1 protein-coding gene is annotated in these 1,212 nt (G+C 76.0%); it reads right to left on the reverse strand.

Annotated features, from left to right (window positions below; all coding sequences use genetic code 11):
• Positions 1–38: 38 nt before the first annotated feature.
• A complete protein-coding gene (locus DKT68_RS00040; protein WP_109815405.1) occupies positions 39–1,121 on the reverse strand; it encodes a polyprenyl synthetase family protein in 1,083 nt (360 codons plus the stop codon).
• Positions 1,122–1,212 lie beyond the last annotated feature (91 nt).

Consider the following 1,212-nt stretch of genomic DNA (forward strand, 5'->3'; position numbering starts at 1 on the left):
GGCCGGGAGGCCGGGAGGCCGGCGGGACGCGTCGCGGGTCAGTCGGTGCGGCGGGTGGCGGCTATGGCCAGGTCGACGAGGGCCTGGCGGGCCTCGGTGTCGAGGTCGACGGCCGCCAGTGCCGCCAGCGCCGTGTCGGTGAGCGTGACGATCCGCTGCTCGGTACGGGCCAGCGCCCCGCTCGCGGAGATCATCTCCCGTAGCCGGGCCACTCCCTGCTCGTCGAGGTCCGGGTCGCCGAGCCGGCCCAGCAGGAGCTCCCGGCCGGCGTCGTCGGTGGCCTCCAGGGCGGCCGCCACCAGGTACGTGCGCTTGCCCTCGCGCAGGTCGTCCCCGGCGGGCTTGCCGGTCTGCGCCGGGTCGCCGAAGACTCCCAGCACGTCGTCGCGGAGCTGGAACGCCTCGCCCAGCGGCAGCCCGTACGCCGAGTAGGCCGCCCGCACGTCCGCCGACGCGTCGGCCAGCGCGGCGCCGAGCAGCAGCGGCCGCTCGACCGTGTACTTCGCCGACTTGTACCGCGCGACCTTGCTGGCCCGTTCCACCGAGGTGTCCCCGGTGACCTGGGTCAGCACGTCGAGGTACTGCCCGACGGTGACCTCGGTGCGCATCTCGTCGAAGACCGGCCGGGCCCGGGCCACCGCCCGCAGGTCCAGCCCGGCGGAGTGCAGCAGCTCGTCGGACCAGACCAGGCAGAGATCGCCGAGCAGGATCGCCGCGGCGTCGCCGAACCCGTCCGGGTCGCCGCCCCAGCCGGACGCGCGATGCCGGGCGGCGAAGCGCCGGTGCACCGCCGGCTCACCGCGCCGGGTATCGGAGCGGTCCATCAGGTCGTCGTGGATCAGGGCGCTGGCCTGCACGAACTCGAGCGCGGCCAGGGCGGTGAGCACCTGGTCGGCGTCCAACCCGCCGGCGCCCCGGAACCCCCAGTACGCGAAGGCCGGACGCAGCCGCTTGCCGCCGCCGAGCACGAACGCCTCGATCGCCTCCGCCACCGGGACCAGCGCGTCGTCTACGCCGCTCAACCGGACCCGCTGGCCGGCCAGGAACTCGGTGAGGGCCTTGTCGACCCGCTGCCGCAGGCCGGCACGGTCGACGGGAGAGACGGGAGCAGCGTGGGTCACGCCACGACGCTAGCCGGTCGCCGCTGGGCGCGCTCGACCGCCATGCGGAGTCCGGCCGGCGCGGCCCGGGCCTACCCGCCCTGCCGGCCGG

Origin of the sequence: Micromonospora acroterricola (genome assembly GCF_003172955.1) — a bacterium.
In the GTDB taxonomy this organism is placed as follows: domain Bacteria; phylum Actinomycetota; class Actinomycetes; order Mycobacteriales; family Micromonosporaceae; genus Micromonospora; species Micromonospora acroterricola.